General features: G+C 41.0%; 15 protein-coding genes. 9 read left to right on the top strand and 6 right to left on the bottom strand.

Going from position 1 to position 20,419, the window contains the following annotated elements; translation table 11 throughout:
* The first annotated feature begins 24 nt into the window (after positions 1-24).
* Positions 25-255 carry a hypothetical protein gene (locus ACSBL2_RS06395; protein ID WP_442590844.1) on the top strand — a complete coding sequence of 77 codons (231 nt, stop codon included), beginning with the start codon at positions 25-27 and terminating at the stop codon, positions 253-255.
* A 121-nt stretch (positions 256-376) separates the two neighbouring features.
* Entirely contained in the window at positions 377-1,096 is a 720-nt protein-coding gene (locus ACSBL2_RS06400; RefSeq protein WP_442590845.1) for a DUF4198 domain-containing protein, read from the top strand.
* Positions 1,097-2,133: 1,037 nt separating this feature from the next.
* On the opposite strand, the gene ACSBL2_RS06405 is transcribed toward ACSBL2_RS06400, so the two are convergent.
* The gene (locus ACSBL2_RS06405) at positions 2,134-2,424 is read right to left on the bottom strand and encodes a DUF2695 domain-containing protein (RefSeq protein WP_442590846.1); all 291 of its coding nucleotides are present in this window, start codon (positions 2,422-2,424) and stop codon (positions 2,134-2,136) included.
* Between the two features lie 959 nt (positions 2,425-3,383).
* On the opposite strand from ACSBL2_RS06405, the gene ACSBL2_RS06410 reads away from it, so the two are divergent.
* Both ACSBL2_RS06410 and ACSBL2_RS06415 read left to right on the top strand, forming a co-directional pair.
* The gene (locus ACSBL2_RS06410; protein ID WP_442590847.1) at positions 3,384-6,962 is read left to right on the top strand and encodes a SusC/RagA family TonB-linked outer membrane protein; all 3,579 of its coding nucleotides are present in this window, start codon (positions 3,384-3,386) and stop codon (positions 6,960-6,962) included.
* Between the two features lie 11 nt (positions 6,963-6,973).
* A complete protein-coding gene (locus ACSBL2_RS06415) occupies positions 6,974-8,374 on the top strand; it encodes a RagB/SusD family nutrient uptake outer membrane protein (protein WP_442590848.1) in 1,401 nt (466 codons plus the stop codon).
* A 159-nt stretch (positions 8,375-8,533) separates the two neighbouring features.
* Here the strand turns inward: ACSBL2_RS06415 and ACSBL2_RS06420 are convergent, their stop codons facing one another.
* The 3 genes from ACSBL2_RS06420 to ACSBL2_RS06430 all read right to left on the bottom strand — a co-directional run bounded on the left by ACSBL2_RS06420 (position 8,534) and on the right by ACSBL2_RS06430 (position 11,348).
* Positions 8,534-9,547: a FecR family protein gene (locus ACSBL2_RS06420; RefSeq protein ID WP_442590849.1), complete on the bottom strand. Its 1,014-nt coding sequence runs from the start codon at positions 9,545-9,547 to the stop codon at positions 8,534-8,536.
* An 84-nt stretch (positions 9,548-9,631) separates the two neighbouring features.
* Positions 9,632-10,237: an RNA polymerase sigma factor gene (locus ACSBL2_RS06425; RefSeq protein ID WP_442590850.1), complete on the bottom strand. Its 606-nt coding sequence runs from the start codon at positions 10,235-10,237 to the stop codon at positions 9,632-9,634.
* 112 nt (positions 10,238-10,349) lie between these two features.
* Positions 10,350-11,348 (bottom strand): helix-turn-helix transcriptional regulator, encoded by a 999-nt coding sequence (locus ACSBL2_RS06430; protein WP_442590851.1) that lies wholly within the window; start codon positions 11,346-11,348, stop codon positions 10,350-10,352.
* A 141-nt stretch (positions 11,349-11,489) separates the two neighbouring features.
* On the opposite strand from ACSBL2_RS06430, the gene ACSBL2_RS06435 reads away from it, so the two are divergent.
* Together ACSBL2_RS06435 and ACSBL2_RS06440 are read left to right on the top strand one after the other, a co-directional pair.
* Positions 11,490-13,838 (top strand): TonB-dependent receptor domain-containing protein, encoded by a 2,349-nt coding sequence (locus tag ACSBL2_RS06435; RefSeq protein ID WP_442590852.1) that lies wholly within the window; start codon positions 11,490-11,492, stop codon positions 13,836-13,838.
* Between the two features lie 26 nt (positions 13,839-13,864).
* The gene (locus ACSBL2_RS06440; protein ID WP_442590853.1) at positions 13,865-15,115 is read left to right on the top strand and encodes a hypothetical protein; all 1,251 of its coding nucleotides are present in this window, start codon (positions 13,865-13,867) and stop codon (positions 15,113-15,115) included.
* Positions 15,116-15,220: 105 nt separating this feature from the next.
* Here the strand turns inward: ACSBL2_RS06440 and ACSBL2_RS06445 are convergent, their stop codons facing one another.
* Both ACSBL2_RS06445 and ACSBL2_RS06450 read right to left on the bottom strand, forming a co-directional pair.
* Complete coding sequence (locus ACSBL2_RS06445; protein ID WP_442590854.1) at positions 15,221-15,934, bottom strand: DUF2931 family protein; 714 nt, start codon at positions 15,932-15,934, stop codon at positions 15,221-15,223.
* A gap of 1 nt (position 15,935) precedes the next feature.
* On the bottom strand, positions 15,936-16,247 hold the full coding sequence (locus ACSBL2_RS06450) for a hypothetical protein (RefSeq protein ID WP_442590855.1): 312 nt from the start codon (positions 16,245-16,247) through the stop codon (positions 15,936-15,938).
* A gap of 497 nt (positions 16,248-16,744) precedes the next feature.
* Between ACSBL2_RS06450 and ACSBL2_RS06455 the strand changes: the two genes are divergently transcribed.
* From ACSBL2_RS06455 to ACSBL2_RS06465, 3 genes are read left to right on the top strand one after another with little or no spacing between them, the layout of a single operon-like run.
* Positions 16,745-17,620, top strand: coding sequence for a helix-turn-helix domain-containing protein (locus tag ACSBL2_RS06455; protein ID WP_442590856.1), 876 nt, complete (start codon positions 16,745-16,747; stop codon positions 17,618-17,620).
* A gap of 58 nt (positions 17,621-17,678) precedes the next feature.
* Positions 17,679-18,671 carry a glycoside hydrolase family 43 protein gene (locus ACSBL2_RS06460; protein ID WP_442590857.1) on the top strand — a complete coding sequence of 331 codons (993 nt, stop codon included), beginning with the start codon at positions 17,679-17,681 and terminating at the stop codon, positions 18,669-18,671.
* 55 nt (positions 18,672-18,726) lie between these two features.
* Positions 18,727-20,307 carry a glycoside hydrolase gene (locus ACSBL2_RS06465; RefSeq protein WP_442590858.1) on the top strand — a complete coding sequence of 527 codons (1,581 nt, stop codon included), beginning with the start codon at positions 18,727-18,729 and terminating at the stop codon, positions 20,305-20,307.
* The last annotated feature ends 112 nt before the right edge of the window (positions 20,308-20,419 follow it).

A 20,419-nucleotide genomic window follows, 5' to 3' on the forward strand; every position in this document is an offset into this window, starting at 1 on the left:
AGGATTTCTTCTATATTTATCCGCATGAAACAATATATTTACGAAGATATGTACCGTGGAAAAATAAGAAAACTATTGGTAGTCCATACTGCCGAAAGCAATCAGTACAGGGTATTCTGTGAATCCGAACTGTTAGGTTTGATGCGGGCTGAAGAAGGCGAAGGGCTGTTGATATGGAAGACCGATTATAATATGTTGAAACCAATTGTGTCAAAGATTGGTGCTTATATTGAAGCTTGTGAGCAGTATCAATAAAAAAGCAATTAGTCTGTAATTATTCTAAATAAGCTCTATATTTGTTTTGCTTAAAGAACTGCAGGAGCTACCTGTTCAGGTTTTTCTTTGCGGGTTTAACCAATAACTAATCAAATAAGAGATGAAATACATCAAAACATTACTGTTAACAATGGTCGGATTGACTTTAGGGACCACTGTTTTTGCACATGCCCTATGGATAGAGACAAATACTGCCGGAAAAGTTGGCCAGGCCCACGCGGTTAAAATATTTTATGGGGAGTATGCTGAAAACGAGCGTGATGTTACTTCTAAATGGTATTCTGATGTAAAAGAACTTACCTTATGGCTTGTAGGGCCCGATAAACAGAAGATAAAATTAGCCACTACCCTTGGTGATGATGTTGCTACAGCGTCTTTTACGCCTGAAAAGGATGGTCAATATACCCTACTGGTTAGTCATCCGGCGAAAGACCTGGCAGGAACAACACAATATCATTTCCTGACCAGTGCAGCGGTGTATGTTGGAAAGACTGCAGCAAATGTTGACGGAGAGGCCATTAGCAATGAATTAAAGATCTTCCCTGAAAGTGGACTGAAATATAAGGTGAATGCACCGGTGAAGTTAAAGGCGATCCATAACGGGGCGAATAAGGCTGAGGCTACGGTATCCGTTTTTTCTCCTTCAGGATGGTCGAAGGTATTGAAGACCACTAAAGATGGGGTAGTGGAGTTTACTCCGGAATGGCCAGGAAGATATGTGGTAGAAGTTACTGATTATCAAACCAAAAAAGGAGAGGTTAACGGTAAGGCATATGAGTCTTTATGGCAGGGCTCTACTTTCAGCTTTGAAGTGAAGTAGTTCGAATAGGACTGTTTAAGAATTTAATGATGATTACTATTAAAGGGCACCCATATTTGGGTGCCTTTTAATTTTAAGAGATGGCAATTCCCTATGGGATGGAATGTTCCTTTTTTTTCAGGTTTGGATCAATGCTGACTGATCCTGTGCTAAATTTTTGCCGTATAACTCTTCGGAGATCACAGCTAATTCAGGAAGAATCGGGAAGAATTGAAGGATAAACTGGAGGTGTTTTTGCATTTTAACTATATCGGTTTAGGTGAAATATGGTGGATTGGCCTATTTTTATTAAAAATTTAGAGGGGCTGGACCAGATTTTTTTTAACTAACTGGCTAAGGTTTATTTTGTTTTTAAGTATTTGATTTATAGTGTTTTGTTTATTTTGTGTGCTTGTTTTAACTGTGATTTTTGCCTTATCTGAAGTTGGAAAATGTCCTCTTCGAAAAAAAAAATAAAAATATTTTAAAAATGTTAGTGTATTTGATACACTAACATGTATATTTGTATCAGCAACAACGGGAAAGAAGTTGTTACTAAATTAAGATTGACATAAAAACAAGTTTAGTACTCAAAGTACCTTAGGTAGGTGTACTAAAACTTTATAAGAAAAACCCGTTCATACAGGTTTATATTTGGTTAGAAGAGGGATGTGTCTGGATGGAGCAACCCTTTCTTTTTTTATACCATTTTGTAATTGATTATCAGGTGCCTGAAAATAAACAGTTGATGAGTGGTTAATAAGTCTGTTAATTATTTTTAATTATATTGAGTTTTTATATGTGCTTTTGAGAGCATTTATCCCCACTTTATTCCCGCCTTTTATAATATGCCTTCGTCAGTGAAGCTATAATACTTGTCTTTATTAAAAAGATCAGGTGGTTAAAATGTACCACAGCAGGAATTATAGAACGAATAGTTCGCACTTGCTTCTTAAATAGAAATGAACCCTGTTACCTTATAAATAAAAGACCATACGATGCCTTAACCTATTCTAAGTAGCAAAACAGAGAGAAGTATTATATGCGTCTGCGATTATTTACTGATTGAATTGATCTTCGACATTCGCAAGAATCTCGCAATCACAAAACCCATTATTGGCTATTAACCAACTGACAACATCACCAGGATTGTCAACTCCAATTAAGTTTAAAAACCAAATAGTTAATGAATGATCATCTTTGCATATTTCCTTCTGCAACGTTGCATCCAGATTATCAAATAAGCCGCTAAATTTATCTCTACTCATTGGGAGGCTAGCTTCAAATTCCTCCCGAACTTTCAATCTAAATTCATCTCGTATTTGCTTACGCCTAGCTTTGTCTACCATAATTGTTTGCCCATTGATCTTACTTTGACATCTAAAATAGAACTTTCCGCTTAATTATGACAATGATTCAGTCGGTCGATCTGCTTTTGAGAGAATGCTAAGTACTGGACTACATTGAGCTTGTAAAAACAAAATACCCGCCACTCCTTAACATTTATATCAGTGTTCATACTCAGTGTATTATTTTTTATGGATGTAATGGGATTCTCTAATTTATAGTATTGTATCAATTGGCCTGTTATTCCTATCGGAAGAGCTTCTGGTTTTGTGGTACAGAATAATCAAAAAACTGTTGTTAGAAATTTTGATCAACCAGTGGTGCGATTAATAGTAAATGAAATTAAGGCAGACTTATTAGATTGGGAATTTAGATAGAAATTAATGGGTATGCTATTGGAAGATTACATCAGGTAAGATGAACACGCTAAATAAATAACATATCGTTACCATCACCGCGACAAGTAAATGAGATTTAGCCCCTGCCAAATCCTTGTGAAAGATTTTTTTAGAGAGGTTAAATCCGGTAATTGCGAGTACAATTATTAATGGCATCCATTCTCCAATAAATATAGTAATTGGTAAGGATCCAATGCGATCAGCCGAAGCACCTTCAGCGTATATACCCCAGAATGTTATTGGTATTATTAAAATATACAGAACTGTTGCTAAACTGGTAGCAAGAATAAAGAAAATGATAAAATGTAGCCAATTTGTTTTGGTTGAAAGTATATTTTTAAAAGTTACAACAGTTCGATTCCTAGTGATCATATACCTTCAGTAAGGATAAGTAAAGTAGTTATTTATATACATAAATCTAACATCTGATAAGGTATTTCTCGTAGATAGGAGTGAAATGATGATTTTTCTTAAAAAAAATGTTCATCCCGTGGGGTAATTTTGAAAAAACACCAGTTTGTATTATTGAATGACATATTCAATCATTAATTAAACCATTAAACATGACCAAAAACTTTACCAAACCAATCTTTTGTCTATTTTTTCTTATAGCTCTGATAGGCTTTCATTCTTCCGCCTATGCGCAGGGTAAAAGGATAACAGTGGAATCGGCTCTTAACGCGATCTCTCAAAAGTACAAGACCAAATTTGCTTACAGGCATGGCATTGTAGAGAACAAGTTCACTACAGACGAAAGCCTTAAAGCGAAAACGCTTGATGAAGCTTTAAAACGTATCCTTTATCCAAACGATTTATTATTCCTTTATGTAAGTGAAGGTAATTATACCATTATACCACGCAATGAAGAATTAAAGAATCAGCAGTCGGGTGCCGTAAATGCTAATGATGGAACGATATTCATTTCCGGGCAGGTATCAGACGAATCAGGAAATGCAATGCCAGGTGTTACTGTAAAATCAAATGCTGCGAACAACTCCATCGTAACAGACGCCAATGGTCGTTTTTCTTTTTTTGTACCACAGGAGGCTACGGAAGTAAGTTTTTCCTATCTGGGTTACGACCGTTATGAAGCAAAGTTAGAAGGGGCTTCTAAAAGGGTCAACATCAGCCTTAAACCATCTGAAGGAAATAACCTGCAGGAAGTTAAAGTCGTATCAACTGGTTACCAGACCATATCACCTGAACGTTCAACCGGTTCTGCAGTTGTGGTAACAAAAAAACAACTGGAGCAGGTTCCGGTAGCCAATCTCATCCAGCGCCTTGAATCGATGGTTCCCGGGGTAAGGATCAATATAAATTCTGGTGACAATAGTTTCGCCTATAAAACAACCAACCCCTCACTTAATTCACCTACAAGAACTATTGGTCGCTCGGATTATAGTATGAATATTCGTGGGACAAGTACAGTATCCACTTCAGCAGAGGCTAATCCATTGATCGTTATCGACGGAGCAATTACTGAAATTGACCTTTCTGCTCTGAATCCGAATGATATTGAGAGTATTACTGTGCTAAAGGATGCGGCGGCTGCCTCGATCTGGGGCGTAAGGGCTGCAAATGGAGTTATTGTCGTGACGACTAAAAAGGGTGCTTCAAATCAGGCCGCCAGGATCAGTTTTTCAACAACTTTGTCTTTGTCGGCTAAGCCAGATCTGAATTATCTTAAAATAATGAATGCTGCGCAAACCATAAATTTTGAGCAGGAACTTGTAAATAAAGGGATAATTACCGCACCAAGTGCTACAACTCCTTTGGGATCTCCTGTAGCTGACGTAACCGACCTCACTTTCAAATTGCGTGCAGGAACAATTAGTCAGGCAGATTATGATGCAAAAATTCTGCAGTACAGCACAATGGACAGTCGTGATCAGATCAGTGAGTATCTGCTCCAGCCGGCAACCAGTCAGCAATACAATCTATCCGTTGGCGGAGGTGGAACAAACTCTACTTATTTTTATTCCGGATCATACAGTAAAGAGATACCAAACGATGTGGGTAATCAGGCCAGCAGGCTTACCGTAACACTGAATAATACGTTCAAGTTATTTAATAAAGCCACGCTGAGTACCAATTTCAGGGGAACGTTCTTTAAATATCAAACCAACTCGGTAGGATTATCGAGTTTATACACTCCATCAGCAACCACCTTTTTGCCATACAACCAATTGGTTGACGCGAATGGAAACAGGGTGTATTCTTCAAGAACCTACTACTCCGGTTGGGTAAACACTTTATCAGCAAGAGGATTTCTGGATTGGAATTACAATGCACTGGATGAACTGGAGAATCTGGACAATTCAAACAGCGTAAATAATTATTCATTCAATGCCAACCTGAATGTACCTATTTTTAAGGGCTTGTCTGCTAATGCATTCTTTAGCAACGAACGCAGTTTTGGTAACAGCCGCATCTATAATAATGAAGAGACATTTTATTACAGAAACTTTGTCAATGGTTTTACTCCTATTCCTGTAACCGGCCAGGCAGTAAACTCGATTGGTTTATCACGTGGATCAGGAATTCTCAATCAGATTAACTCTACCACCAACAATTATACGGTGAGGGGCCAGCTGAATTACGACAATACCTTTGCTGGTAAACATCAGCTGACGGTGATTGCCGGATCTGAGATCAGACAGACGAAAGCAGGGCAGGGCAGCAGCACATTGTATGGATATAATATGGGAACCGGACTGAATATACCGGTGAATTTCTTTACGCCATATACGACGATACAAGGTTATACTTCTGGCATTGGAGGTGCTCCATACCAGCAAGATAAAACACGAAGGTACTTATCTTATTATAGTAATGCAGGGTATACCTTCAACGGTAAGTATACCCTGTCGGCCAGTGCAAGATACGATGATTATAACAATTTTGGGGTAGACAGGCAATTCAGGGCTACACCACTATGGTCTACAGGTTTGAAATGGGATATCTCGAAAGAAGATTTTCTTAAATCCCAAACATGGATCAGTAACCTGAACTTAAGGGCAACCTATGGGGTGAATGGTAATATAGCGACGGGAATTTATCCCTTCACGGCAATAAGTATAGGTTCTCCGGATGGTGCAACAGGATCACCAACAGCTTCCCTGTCAGCACCGGCAAATCCTTCATTGCGTTGGGAAAAGACTTATGTAACCAATATCGGACTGGATTTGGGCGTGTTGAATAACCGTTTGGGATTAACTGCCGATTTCTACAAAAAACAGGGAAAAGATCTGTTTTATGAATTCCCGATCAACCCCACCTATGGCGTAAGTACATTAAACAGAAACTCGACAGAATTGTCTGGAAAAGGGATAGACATCAGTTTAAGGGGAACATACCTGACCAACAAAGACTGGGATGTATCAAGTATACTGAACTTCTCTTACAATACAAATGAAATTACAGATGCACGGTTTGCACCAACTTCAACGTTTTACAACAATCCTGCATATGGTGCTCAACTGGAGGGCTACCCAACTGACAAGGTAATGGTTTTCAAGAATGCCGGACTTGATGCGACCGGTATGACCCAGGTTTATGATCAGAATGGGAATAAGGTTGCAGCCAATGGAAACATTACATCACTCGATGCATTAACTTTTGCAGGCCGTTCTTCTGCGCCTTATTTCGGAAGTTTTAACACCTCGGTAAGGTTCCGCGAATTTACCCTGATGGCTATCGCAACCTATCAGTTTGGCAGCGTCTTTTTAAAGCCAACAGTGAGTTCTTATCCAAGTTCAAGACTCGGGGTGAGGTATGACCTTGCTGAAGATGTGGCCAAAAGATGGCAGAATCCAGGCGATGAGGCTACAACCAATGTTCCGGGTATGGCCGGTGTTTATGCTGCACAAAGCTTATTGCGTTTCCAGCAGTCGGATATCAATGTCTTGAAAGGTGATTATATCCGTTTAAGAGAATTGTCGCTGACTTACCAGATTCCTGTTAGCAGAATTACTCATGTAGTGAAGTCCGCAAACTTCGCCTTCTCGGCGCGGAATATCGGTTTATTATGGAGGGCCAATAAAGAAGGGATTGATCCTGATATCACGGGCGGTTTGAACAGTACCACCTTAGGTCTGCCAGCTTCAGTGTCCTATAATTTCACGTTAAATGTTAACTTTTAATCCTCTAAAAAATGCGTTCAATACATAAATATTTAATCGTTTCACTTGCAGTTTTATCTCTTTCGGGCTGCAAAAAATATGTAGACATCAAAACCCAGGGCAGTTTGGTACCCAATCAAACGATCAACTACAGGTACCTGTTGAATAATGGGAATGTTTTCGAAATCAATCCGAACTTATCCGATTTTGCATCCAATGATATCGATATCAATGATGCTGCACAGGTAAGCGGCCTTACCGGCAGCATGTTCTACGGATATTTTGCAGGGGCATATACCTGGTCGCCTGTCATTTTTCCTTTTGGTACGCCTACTTATGAACAGGACAACCATTGGAATGCTGCATATTCCCTCATATTGAGCTGTAATACGATTATCAACGAGCTGCCTGGCAGTGACGGAACAGCACAGGATAAGGCAGAGCTAACTGCCGAAGCGCTTGTTCACCGGGCGGATGCCTATCTTGTTTTGGTAAATAACTATGCGAAACCTTATAATGCTACTACAGCAGCAACAGATCTGGGCGTACCGTTGATTACAGTGCAAACTGTGACGCAAAATTTAAACAGGGCAACCGTACAGGCAGTATATGATCAGATTATTGCAGATCTTACCCTGGCGATTCCTGCGTTGTCGGTCACACAACTTTACAACACTTTGCCTTCAAAGGCTTCAGCTTACGGTGAACTGGCGCGTACTTACCTGTATATGAATGATTATGTGAATGCTGCCAGATATGCAGATGAAGCATTGGCATTGAGAAGTACGCTGAATGATCTTTCTGTACTCAGTACTGTAAGTAGTGCAAACTATCCAAGACGTATTTCTGATCCGGAAATTTTACTTTCCAAAAGGCCAAACAGCGGTATCAGTGCCTATACGCCCACTGCATTTAAGCTGAGCGATGAATACCTGGCTTTGCTGGGGACAACAGATCAGCGGTATACCTTATTTACCGTGCCTGCTGCAACCCTATCAACGTCCTATACCGGCAGATATTTTTACAAGGAGCGCGCGACAGGAGAAACGCGTAATGAAGGTCCTTCGGTGCCGGAGATGATGCTGATAAAAGCAGAGGCGTTTGCCAGGGCAGGGGATGCAAGTAATGCCATGGCCTGGGTGGACAGACTGCGTATCAAAAGGTTTAAACCTGAGGATTATGTGGCATCAACTGCAGCTACAGCAGATGAGGCACTGGTTAAAGTCATAGATGAACGCAGACGTGAGTTGTATGGTTTACAGCTGCGCTGGTGGGATATGCGCCGTCTGAAAAATGATCCGCTTTTTTCACGGACTTACACGCGGGTTTTTAATGGTAAAACCTATACACTCACGCCAAACAGCGACAGGTATGTATTCCCGATTGCGCAGTATCTTACCAATTTGAATCCGGAAATGCAGCCCAATCCTTAAGATTTGGTAACCCAAATTACAATAGGGCAGCTGATAAGCCCACTCAGCTGCCTTTCAATTTAAACTAAAAGGAGTAATCCCTGCGGATTGCCCGCAGCAGTGGCCAAATAAACAAAGCCGGAAATTGTACTGTAAAACGGTATCTTTTTCCGGCTTTGCTTATTTTGGTTCCAGTGTGATTGTTGTACTGTCTTTCTTTACGTTTGCATTCAGGATGTTTGCAAGGGTAAACAAAACCTCATCCTCACTATTAAAGGAAATGGTCCCGTCAATCTGTACATTGGCCATCTCCGGATCGTTTAAGACGATGCGATGGCCATAAATCTCTTCAAATTCCTGCAAAACTTCCTTTACCTGAGTTTTTTGCATTTTTCTGTTTCCATCCACCCAGGCATGTTCAACAGTAGGGTCGGCAGCAATTATTTTTAAATCTTCCTCACTTGTTTCCAGCGCCATTTGTTTGGGCTTAAGGATATAATGTTTGCCGGAGATCAATGATAACACGCTTACACTACCTTTTGTGAGGGAGATTTTAGCGGTTTGGTTCCTGTCTTTTACGTCGAATTCGGTACCCAATACCTCAATATGAAGCCGTTCTGTCTGCACACGGAACCTGTCTCGCGCTGTGATTTGTTTTGGGTTTTTATTTAAATGTACTACTTTGAAATAAGCTTCACCTTTCAGTTCCACTTTACGTTCGTGTTTTAGGCGCCATAAGAGTGGATAGCTGATGGAGGAATTTGCATTGAGCACGACCAGAGTACCATCGGGAAGTGTAACACTTTTTCTCTCTCCATAATTTGTACTGACGGTTATACTTGCACCGTTCAGCCAAAATCCCAGTGCTACGAAGGCCAGTACCGCGGCAGCACTGCTAATTGTGATATACAGGCGTCTCAGGCTTGTTTTCTTTTGCTGTTGCTGATCAACAGACTGTGTGATTCTGCCAAGCAAATGAGTTTCAAAAGCAGCTGGCATGGTAATCCTTTCAGCCGTATAAATGAATTTTAACTCTTTTTCAGCTGCAAGATAAGCATCAAGATTTGAGGACTCCTTTTCAAACGCGGTCCAGAACTGTATATCGTCAGCATTACTGTGCTTCATGAATCTGATAAAATCAGGATCATTCAGAAAATCTTCTGTAGTGTAGGATTGATATTTTTCTGTTTGCATCTGTAACTAATTGTTCTTCGTTTGATCGTCTGTAATGAATAAACACCATTCTCGTTAAAATCACCCCATCATAAAGAAATTTTTTTAAAATAATTGGGATTTATACTGTAAAAGCATCCATAGCACTACAGCCTTATCTACATTCATTATAATCTTTAAGGCATCTAAAGCACGTGCCGACAGCTTGTAAGCACCCTTCACGGTAATGTTCATCATTTCAGCAATCTCCTCATAATTCATCTCCTCAAAATATTTCAGATAAATAATTTCTTTCTGTCTGCCTGTAAGCTGTTCCAATGCAGCGCTGATCAGGTGCGACTGTGCCTGATTTTCTTCTTTTTTCACCCGGGCTGATTCGGCATTGAAGTCCAGCACAAAATCATCGGGATGATGGAATTCTTCTTTTGGTAAGCGGTCTTCTCTGGCTTTGTAAGACATCATGGTATTCCTTAGGGCGCCGAGCAGATAAAAGCGGATGTTATCTGTTTTTCCTATCGTTTTGTGATTCGCCCATAACTTGGTGAAAAGATCATGGATGCAATCTCCCACCTGGTCTTCATCTTTCAGCATCCGCATTCCGTACTCATATAATGTCCCTACGTAAGCGCTGTAAATAGCTGTAAAGGCTTCCCTGTTTCCTATAGTAAAACTGAGCCATAAATTGGATGGCTCTAGGGGATGTTTGGACATTAGTGCTTTTGGATTATTATGCAAATAAATAGAATACTGAGCAATAAAATATAATTATCTATTTTTTTTTACAGAAATGAGAGGCTTGAAGGGAAGATACTGACATTTGTTGTTAAAACAACATCTTCCCGCGCAACCTGTTCGGTGGGTAACCGTAAGTGTGTTTAAATGCAGTACTAAAGTTAGAAACACTTGCATAACCGGACATACTGCTTATTTGCTGGACGGTAAGGGTTGTATCCAGTAAAAGTTTACGGGCCATGTTCATCCTGGTTTCCTGCAGATAACCGAACACAGTATTGCCAAAAACAGCCTTGAAACCATGTTTGAGTTTTGTTTGATTGATCCCTACCTCACGTGCGAGCGCTACAATCGTAAATGGATTACTCAGATTTTCCCTGATCAGCAGGGCCGCATATTTAATCCGTTCCTCGTCTGCTCTCGTCAACTGATAACCCGTATCATCAGCAGATGAGCCTTCATGCGTAAAGGCGATCAATTCATAAATTTTTGATTCAAGATAAATTCTTTTGGTCAGGCCCTCAAATGTACAGTTCCTGATCGCCTGAATAATACTTTGCATTCTGGGGCTTACATTTACTTCCTGCGGAGAGAGTACTGCACTCCTGTTTTTGTCGATGCTGTTGAGGAAAGTATCCATTACTTTGCTTTCCCCGGCATAAGCCGTCAAAAAGGAAAACGGAAGGTGAACGTCAAAAGTTTGGTAACAGATATCTTTATCAAATGAGATCTTGGCCTGATTTTGCTCGGGAGAAAGAAAGGTGATATTACCCGACATTGGGGGGGCGACCTCTCTTTTGATTGCATTGTTTTTGTAATAGATATAGCGATCCGATAAATTGAAATGCATTTCCAGCAGATGGGATTCGCCTTTTCCATAAATCGTGATATCCTCCTTAAGATTATACAAGCCCTGAAGTATTGTCAAATCTTCTTTTACCTGATATTCCCTGTAAACAATTTGCCCCTTTGAGGTCAATAGGTTAATCTCTCCGGCCTCGTCTATACCAGGATGATATACTTTACGCTCTGCCAGGTCCGCAGCTGCTAAATACTCACTAAAATCACTTCCCTGAAATATAAAACTCATTTAAACTTCCATTTTCAAAACTAAAACTTCCTAATTCATAAATGCGCTGCAAATGAAAAGAAATACATTTGCCCCACAAATTTAGTTTATAATTAGTTTAAATAAGATACTTTGATTAAATTATTACTCACCTGTGTTTTAATGTCCTTTTGTTGGCTGGGTACAGCCTGTCCTGTGTACTTACATGTTAAAGATCACAAGGGGAAAGCGGTAACGAATTTATCCATTATTATTGATGGTACAGATAGGGGAGCCACCAATGCTTCAGGAATCCTGGTCGTGGAATTGGAAAGCGGCAGCCATACCCTTCAGCTGGCCAGGGGCACCGAACTGTTGAAAGAAACAACTATAGCGGTAGACTGCAAAAAGGAAAACCGGTTTGAGCTTGAGTTGAAAAACCAGGAAGGTAAGTCAATCGCACTGGAAGAAGTGACTGTAAAATCGACCACTGCAAAACAATTGATCGATCATTCACCATTTTCAGTTCAGGCCATCGACCTTAAGAAATCTTATGAAAGGGGAGGTGATGTTGGGGAAGTACTGAACAGGGCTTCCGGGGTCAGACTGCGGAGTGATGGTGCTGTTGGTGCTCCGGTACAGATCAATTTGGGTGGATTACAGGGAAAGGCCGTCAGGTTATTCAAAGACGGAATTCCTATCGAGTTATTTGGCCATGGTTTTAGTTTGGGCACAATTCCTGTCAATATGCTGGAACGGGTAGAAATATACAAAGGGGTAATGCCTCTATACCTCGCTGCTGATGCATTGGGCGGAGGGGTCAATCTGGTGTCCAGACATGATTACAAGAACTTTGCAGAGTTATCTTACGAAACCGGATCATTTAACACCCACCGGTTGACTGCCAATGCTTTATGGAGAAATAAAGCGAAAACCTGGTATCTCGGAACAAGCAGCTCTTATAACTATTCAGACAATAGTTATAAAGTCAATGTTCCTCTGCCAACAACGCCGGTTGTTTACAAGGACGTCAAAAGGTTTCATGATGCCACCGACAGCTACTATGCGGAAGGGTATGTTGGAATTCAAAACCGGTCATGGGTAGACGACCTGCGGCTTACCCTGATCAGTTCGGCCTTTTACAAAGAAATACAACATGATGCGCAGATGAATAAGGTGTACAATGAGGCTTTTTCCAGGGAAAGGAACTATACCGGTTTGCTGAATTATAAAAAGAATTTTTTAAATGACCGGCTAAAAGTGAACGCCATGGGGACCTATAGTTTTTTCAAAACCAAATTTATTGATACCGCAACGGTGAGATATGGATGGGATGGCCAGGTTATAGGAAGTGGTTTACATCCCGGAGAAATCAACCTGGGTAACAATCAGCAGATAGATTATCGTTTCTTTTCTTCGCGCCTGAACATCTCTTATGATCTTTCTGATAAACATAGTCTCGATTTTAGTGAGCTGACTTATCAGCAGAACCGAAAAGGCAGCGATCCAATCGGATCTGTTTCTGCCATTGAAGGAATCGATGTACTGAGTGTGCCTGCGGTATATCGCAAAGACAATACGGCACTTGGGCTGCGCTCTAACTGGTTCAACAAGCAAATGGAAAGTATTATTGCCCTCAAGTATTATCACTTCAACACGAAGGGATATACAACAGATAATTTTGGCATGGGATACCAATCTTCCGGCAGCGGACAGCGGTTGGGGTATCTTGGTGGATTAAGGTGGAACCGGGGGAACTATTTGCTTAAAGCCTCTTATGAATACGCAACCCGCTTGCCTGATGAATCTGAAATATTCGGTGATGGCCGCCTGACAAAAGAAAATATGGATCTTCAGCCAGAGCGAAGCCATAACATTAACCTCAATGGTCAGTACCAGGTGGAAAATGGAGCGCATACCTATACCCTGTCTGCAGGTCTTTTCTACCGGAAGGTACAGGATATTATTTTTCTGCAACTGGATATCCCATTCAGCCGGTATATCAATTACGAGCATGCAGAAGTGAAAGGTATTGAGCTGGAAAGCAGTTATACACTTTCCAGACGTTTTGACATCGGGGCGAATGTAACTTACCAGGATATCCGCCGGATTGGGATCCAGGAGTCGATGTTTAAAAATCTGGAGGGCTCAAGGGTTCCCAATGTTCCTTTCTTTTTCGGTAATTTTTGGATGAGCTCCTACTTCAGTAATGTATTGCATGATAAAGATCGCCTGGAGTTAAACTGGAATGGCAACTATACCCACCGGTTCTTTTTACAGGCCATTCCAAAAAACCAGGAGCCTGGTCTTTTCGAGAAGGTGAAGAACCTTCAGACCTCCCTGATTATTCCGCGTGACGATAGATTGGGACAGTGGACAAATAACGTCGGTGTCTATTATCATTTTGCAAAACCTAAGCTTACCCTGTCGGGCGAATGCAGAAATATTGGCGACGTTAAGCTCTATGATAACTTCAGCGTACAGAAACCGGGAAGGGCATTCTACTTCAAATTACTCTATCAATTTTTTTAATCACAATAATTATTATAAGAACCAATATGAAACGTAACAAATTTTACGCAATGATGATCGGGCTTTCTGCGCTGATGTTTTTGGGTGCTTGCAGCAAAGACGAAACTGCTGCACCAGCCCCTGTCGACACTGACCTGCCGGCAAATGAGACCTGGGTAATTTACAATGCCAGTGCCAATTGGAGTGGTGGTATCTATGCTTTGAAGGACAATAAAGCAAGGGAGATCAACCTTAGTGGTATTCCATTTTTTCAGGTAAGCAGCTCCCTGGGCGGCAGAGTACTGGGAAAAACGCTCTACAAGGTAAATAGCGCCTCCAATGCACAGGGGATCTTGAAACTTGATCTAAACTCAGCTGGTAATGTTGTTGAAGGCAAGTTTTTACCTTCGCTTTCGACAAGTTACATCTCCAACTACCTGGTTGTAAGTGCAACTGAAGGGTATTACTGGGATGATGTAAGAGGAGGATTAAAAGTACAGAAGTTCAATCCAACTACCATGGAGCGCACTGGAGAAATAGACTTTAGTTCGCTGTCAGAAGGTCTTCCGAACGAATCCGCAGGTCAGTTGATACTGGCTAAACGTGATGATAAACTTTATGTAGATTTATTACTTGGAACTAAACTGGCTGGCGACTGGCAGGTTTCCCCAACAAATAAGGAGGTTGCTATAGCGGTGTATGACCTGACCAATAATAAAATTCTTAACGTGACTAAATTTGCAGGAACCACCAATCTGGGGGTATTCATCGACCACGTGCTTTGGGGACTTGATGAAAAAACCAAAGATCTTTACTTTGTTGCCGTTGGTGATATGAAGAGACAGCCAACTGACTATTCTTCCAAGATTCTGCGAATCAAAAGCGGAGCAACAGAATTCGACCAAAGCTTTTCCATCGATATCAAAAATTACCAGTTCCCTGCAGAATTTAACAGGTTATTTGTATACGACAGTAAAATCTATACCACCATTCCATCACGTGGTGTCTCTTATTATGGAGGAGCACAGCACGGGGTAACTTACAGGAGTGATGTTTGGTACTGGAACGAAATTGATGCAACAACGAAAAAAGCTAAACGACTGGCAATCCCTGCGGATAGTTTTTATGGGACACAAAACCCGTTCCTGCACAATGGTGAGATCTATTTTCTGTCCAATAACACTACAGAAGGATATTCTGGTGTAAATCAGTACAACCCAACTACCGGAACGGTAAAGGAAACCTTTCATTTGAAAGAGAGCGGAAGATTGAACGGATTTAATATCATTACAGACTAGACAAGGTTTAACGCCTTTAATTTTATATTTTTCCAACAGTCGTAAATGCAGGCCAATTCAAACCGATTTGAGCCTGCATTTCCATTCCAGCTCAATCTTACTCCATTATTTATCCCATTTCAACCTCACTTTAAATTGTGATGGGGTATCAATATAGTTTGCTCCTTTATCGAAACCCATTTGATAGGCAGCACGATCTGCACTGTCTATATAAAAGACTTCTTTAAAGTATTGTTTTTTCGATAACCGTCTCTGGTAATACGTATCATCTCCAACGGGTGGGTGTGGAACAATTTTATGTTTTAGTAATGTCGTTTCAAATCCCTCGCCGCGCAGCCAGACAATGATATTGCCTTTATTGGCAATTCCAACTACAAAATCTAACTTATAGACAGGCATTGCCTGGTATAAGCTGACACTCATGCCTCTAGTGTTTACGCTTGCAAAAGCTTTTTTAATTACATCTAAGGGCAGGTCAATGGTGTCCGCATAGAATGATTCGTCTCGGTAGGAGGCGTATTCCAAAATTAGCTTCACAGGTAGCCTCTCGCTGGTGCTTGGGTTACTATAATCTCCATCACCCCATCCTATGTTCCGGTTGTCATTTACATCACTGGTGCCAACGTACTTGGTATCCCCATCCTCTAAAATGAAAAAGCCATTACGAACGTGTACGGGATAGCTGTGTGGTGAAGAAAAAGACGCCGCATAATAAAACCTGTCCCAGCTTTTGTATCTCAGGATTTTTACTGCCGTGGCAATAACGAGCACCACTAATATCGTGACATATATTTTATTGATCGTATTTAATTTCTTCATGTTAGTGTGCGTATGCTTTACCAAGTTCAATGAAGTAAATTAATGCCCAAATACTCAACAGGCTAAGCGCTAAAAAAATAAAGAACATGACACGACTTACCCTATAAGCTTTACCGCGATAGGTGAAGGTATACATACCTAATAATATGGTTAATATCGGGGAAGCCAATGTAAGTAACATCATCGATTCATCTTCCGTATGGTGAGTACAATTCACGTAAATTAAAGTCATCATAACAATGCCTACGATCAGCATCATACTTATACCGGACTGTTTTTCGATGCCCGGTGTATTTTCTGTTATTTGCTCCATGGATTGTTAATTCAGGTCTGGTAAAACTATCATATTCAGTTAAGGTCTAACAGTAAAAGTGGAAAATTGTTCTTCCCGGAGATAACCGTATATCACATAGGTGAGGGGAGTGGATGCAATCTGTATAAAAATTATAAAAGAAACAGCCGGAAGGAAAATGGAAATAGTTCATGGGATTAATGAAATTATTATGGCTGGTTATTGATATTATATCACTTCTATTGGGTTTAGCACTCCAGATGCTGCGCAGGGCAAGTACATAATTCAATTGCTTTGAATGGTCATGTATGCCGGTGTTAAAATTGGTGCCTTATTTATTCATATGGGTACCTAAACCTGCTAAATCTGCTGAAATATGACTTATTTAATTAATTAGACCCTGTTTTTAGTCGATTTAGCCCCCCTTGTTTGAGAATATAAGCAGGTATTTTTGACCAATGACGAGCCGGTTTTGATTTAAAAGGGATAGACCGGCATATTCAGTAACAGGGAATTCTATGGAAGTTTTAAGGTTTACACTACCAGTCATCTTTAAAGAGTCAGTTACCATCCAGGAAGATCAGCTCCTGCATCATGCGTATTTGCACCACCGTCCGGAAGTACAGTTAACCTGTATACTGGAAGGAGAAGGAACCCTTATTGCAGGTACCAGCATGCATGCCTTTTCGGCGGGAGATATTTTTCTGATTGGAGCAAACCAGCCGCATGTATTTAAAGCAAGGCCGGAGTATTTCCTTTCGGGAAGTACAGCTCAATGCCGTTGCCTGATGATCTGTTTTGATCCACATGGAGCCCTTTCCGCGGTGTTTAACTTACCTGAAATGCAGGCCCTCCTCACATTTGTAGTCCAGCACAACAATGGTTTTAAAATCCCGTCCGGTTATACAAAGCAAGTTGCACAAAAGATGAAAGAAATGCAGTTGTTGAACGGACTTGACAGACTGACCTCCTGTTTTCATCTGCTAAAGACCTTACACCAGATGAATGTCAGTGCAGTTCCTTTATGTGTTGCTTCAGTAAAGGAAGTCAGCGAACGTAATGGCTTAAGAATAGGGGTAATTTATCACTACATCACAAAGCATTATAACCGGATCATCACCTTGGATGAAATCGCCGCTATAGCCAACATGAGTATCCCTTCCTTCTGCCGCTATTTTAAGCAACATACCGGAAGTACCTTTGGCATGTTTGTCAATGAAATCCGCATTAATGAAGCTTGTAAAAAAATGACGGCGGGAAATTGTGAAAAGATTTCTGCTGTTGCCTATGAATCAGGTTTCAATACGGTTTCGAACTTCAACCGGATATTTAAGAATATCGTTGGAATTAGTCCTGGGTATTACTTAAAGAAATACAACAGTAATTTTAATTGAACATTCTACTTGAATGACACTAATAAATTCAGAACCATTACCTTATACAAACCAATCCATGAGAAAAAAACATTTATTCTGCCTGTTATTGCTGTTATCGGCTGTATCCTACCAAGCTTCTGCCCAGTCAGGAAATAAGCTCAAATCATTTTCACCAGGAGCATTGTGGCATGATGACCATGGAGAGCTGATCAATGCCCATGGCGGCGGAATTATTTTGGTGAACAAGGTTTATTACTGGTTCGGTGAAAAAAGGGGCGCCCAGCGTTCCGAAGGCGTGAATGTGTACTCCTCCAGGGATCTTTACAACTGGAAAGCCGAAGGATTAGCCCTGGCCCAGTCCGATGACCCTGCAAGTGACATCACCAAGGGATGTTTAATGGAGCGTCCAAAAGTGATTTACAACAAAAAAACAAAGAAATATGTGATGTGGTTCCACCTGGAGCTGAATGGTAAAGGGTATGCTGCAGCCAGGGCAGGAGTGGCCATTAGTGATAAAATTACCGGCCCTTATCAATTCATCAGTAGCTTTAGGCCAAATGGCAACATGTCGAGGGACATGAATCTTTTTGTTGATGATGATGGATCAGCCTATCATATTTATTCCTCAGATGAAAATATGGACCTCAGGATAGTGAAGCTTGCGGATGATTACCTGACTGCAAACCAGCAGGATACGCTTTTATTCAGGAGGCAGCGCGAGGCACCTGCACTATTTAAAAAAGACAGTAAATATTATTTAATTACGAGCGGATGTACCGGTTGGGCACCCAACCAGGCAAGTCTGCATGTGGCCAATAGTATTTTCGGTCCCTATGTTTTGAAGGGTGATCCGATGACCGGAGAAAATGCAGCCAAGACTTTTGGCGGGCAGTCAACTTTTGTGTTGCCTTTGGCAGGAAAGAAAGATGCCTTTATTTTTATTGCCGACCAATGGAATCCGAAGGATTTGAAAGACAGCAGGTACGTTTTCTTGCCGGTGGATATTCAGGAAGAGAAAGTGAGCATTGGCTGGCTGGACAACTGGAAGCTGGATAGGTTCAATAAATAGCAACCTATGAACTGTCTGATGTTTAGCGTGTGTTTATAAAACCAATTTATTCATAATGATTTTTAAAAAGTACAGGAAATGCTGCCTGTTTGTTTGGCTAAGCCTGGCCAGTGCCGGTGCAAGTGCCCAGCAACAAGCAGGGATCATCAACATTAAAATAGATTTAACAAAGGAAGCCCAGGTAATTGATAACATCGGATCATCGGGCTGCTGGTTTTCTGAAGGTATAGGAAAAGACTGGCCGAAAGAAAAAAGGGAAAAAATAGCACAATTGCTTTTTAGCCAGAAGTTTGGTTCCGATGGAAATTTAGAAGGTATAGGTTTATCCTCCTGGCGCTTTAATATTGGAGCAGGCACTACCGAACAGGGAGATAGCAGTGGGATCAAAGACTTTAGAAAGAGAACAGATTCTTTCCTGAACAGGGACGGCAGTTACGATTGGACAAAACAGGCCGGCTACCGCTTCTTTTTACAGAAAGCCCATGATTATGGGGTGGAAAAACTCATTGCTTTTTCCAATTCTCCCCCGGTTCAGCTGACAAAGAACGGTTTGGGTTTTAAAACCGAAAAAGACAGGATCTCCAATCTGAAGGAAGATGCCTATGATGCCTATACTGAATTTCTGGCAAGGGTACTGAAACATTTTGACGGGCAGGGATTGCATTTTGACTATGTGAGTCCGGTAAATGAACCCCAGTGGGACTGGTCGCATACCTATAAAGAAGCCAGTCAGGAAGGTTCGGCCTGGACCAATGAGGAGATTTATAAAGTCACCAGGTCTTTAAATACGGCACTCACCAAAGAACGCTTAAACAGCAAGATCCTGCTTACAGAAGCAGGCATGCTCAACTATTTATATGCGGGTTCAGGTAAGGCAGCAAGACAGATTCAGCATTTTTTTGACCGGAAGAGTCCTTTATATCTTGGTGATTTGGCCCACCTGCCTAAAATTATTGCTGGTCATAGTTACTATACAGAATCGAATGACAGTGTATTGGTCAGTACCCGGAAGCAGCTGGCCGATACGGTGAAAGCATATGGGATTAATTATTGGCAATCGGAATATTCTATGCTCGACAATGGATTCAGGGAAGGTACGGTTGGCGACAGGAGCAATATGGACTGTGCATTGTTCTTGTCTAAAGTGATCCATTCGGATTTGACTGTCGGTAATGCTACGGCATGGCAATTTTGGAATGCCTACGAACCCGGAAGTGCAGCTGTCAATACCAGGTATTATTTAATCGCACTCCAGCCTGATGCCGGCTTTAAATATGGGGAATTTACGGTAACCAAAAATCTATGGGCTTTAGGTCATTACAGCAGGTTCATAAGGCCCGGGATGACGAGGGTTTTAACAGAAACACTGGGGGGCGCTGCCGCTTTGGGTCAGGACCTGATGATCTCTGCTTATAAAGATAAAAACGACAGAACGGTGCTGGTCTGTACCAATTATAGCAAGAATGCCATGGAACTGAAACTGGATATCCAAAATTCGGCAAAGAAATATAAATCATTGTCAGGCTATCTCACTACAGCTGCCATTCATGTGGATATGCAGCGACAACCGTTGCAAAAACCTTCAGATACAGTTAAACTACCAGGAAGATCTCTGTTAACGCTGATTATGGATTGATATTTGGTAAATTGAACAAGATATTGTTGTTTAAAGTCAATATTTGTGTAGTAAAGAGTGCTTTAATCGTGTTCATTTGTATATTAGAGGATTGTTTAACGCTAATTTAACA

The sequence above is a fragment of the Pedobacter sp. AW31-3R genome (assembly GCF_052180285.1).
Classification (GTDB): Bacteria; Bacteroidota; Bacteroidia; order Sphingobacteriales; family Sphingobacteriaceae; genus Pedobacter.

Coding starts and splice junctions, on each gene's coding strand:
- ACSBL2_RS06395 (WP_442590844.1), top strand. CDS start 25: ATGAAACAATATATTTACGAAGATATGTACCGTGGAAAAATAAGAAAA.
- ACSBL2_RS06400 (WP_442590845.1), top strand. CDS start 377: ATGAAATACATCAAAACATTACTGTTAACAATGGTCGGATTGACTTTA.
- ACSBL2_RS06405 (WP_442590846.1), bottom strand. CDS start 2,424: ATGGTAGACAAAGCTAGGCGTAAGCAAATACGAGATGAATTTAGATTG.
- ACSBL2_RS06410 (WP_442590847.1), top strand. CDS start 3,384: ATGACCAAAAACTTTACCAAACCAATCTTTTGTCTATTTTTTCTTATA.
- ACSBL2_RS06415 (WP_442590848.1), top strand. CDS start 6,974: ATGCGTTCAATACATAAATATTTAATCGTTTCACTTGCAGTTTTATCT.
- ACSBL2_RS06420 (WP_442590849.1), bottom strand. CDS start 9,547: ATGCAAACAGAAAAATATCAATCCTACACTACAGAAGATTTTCTGAAT.
- ACSBL2_RS06425 (WP_442590850.1), bottom strand. CDS start 10,237: ATGTCCAAACATCCCCTAGAGCCATCCAATTTATGGCTCAGTTTTACT.
- ACSBL2_RS06430 (WP_442590851.1), bottom strand. CDS start 11,348: ATGAGTTTTATATTTCAGGGAAGTGATTTTAGTGAGTATTTAGCAGCT.
- ACSBL2_RS06435 (WP_442590852.1), top strand. CDS start 11,490: ATGTCCTTTTGTTGGCTGGGTACAGCCTGTCCTGTGTACTTACATGTT.
- ACSBL2_RS06440 (WP_442590853.1), top strand. CDS start 13,865: ATGAAACGTAACAAATTTTACGCAATGATGATCGGGCTTTCTGCGCTG.
- ACSBL2_RS06445 (WP_442590854.1), bottom strand. CDS start 15,934: ATGAAGAAATTAAATACGATCAATAAAATATATGTCACGATATTAGTG.
- ACSBL2_RS06450 (WP_442590855.1), bottom strand. CDS start 16,247: ATGGAGCAAATAACAGAAAATACACCGGGCATCGAAAAACAGTCCGGT.
- ACSBL2_RS06455 (WP_442590856.1), top strand. CDS start 16,745: ATGGAAGTTTTAAGGTTTACACTACCAGTCATCTTTAAAGAGTCAGTT.
- ACSBL2_RS06460 (WP_442590857.1), top strand. CDS start 17,679: ATGAGAAAAAAACATTTATTCTGCCTGTTATTGCTGTTATCGGCTGTA.
- ACSBL2_RS06465 (WP_442590858.1), top strand. CDS start 18,727: ATGATTTTTAAAAAGTACAGGAAATGCTGCCTGTTTGTTTGGCTAAGC.